Annotated in this window: 1 protein-coding gene; it reads right to left on the bottom strand. The window is 74.8% G+C overall.

Features of this window, described 5'->3' with window-relative positions; translation table 11 throughout:
* The coding region (locus JNK74_28495; GenBank protein ID MBL7650128.1) for a hypothetical protein at positions 1-230 on the bottom strand (230 nt) is incomplete at both ends.

Raw genomic sequence — 230 nt, 5'->3', positions numbered from 1 at the left:
TGCTGGGCCAACCGCTCGACGTCGGCCCGCTGGGCGTCGTTGGTCGATTCCAGCCGCCGCACCCACAACCGGGCCCGCTCCGTCGCCTCGCGGGCCGAACGTGCGGCGTCCGCGGTGGCGGTGACCGACTCGGTGAGCTCACCCGCGGAACCCGCCACGGAGGTGGCCGAGCGGGTGATCTCGGCGATCACCGCGCTCTGCTCCTCGACCGCGGCGGCGCTGGTCTGCTG

This window comes from Candidatus Hydrogenedentota bacterium (assembly GCA_016791475.1).
GTDB lineage: Bacteria > Hydrogenedentota > Hydrogenedentia > Hydrogenedentales > JAEUWI01 > JAEUWI01.
This window is presented reverse-complemented; position numbering and strand designations above follow the sequence as displayed.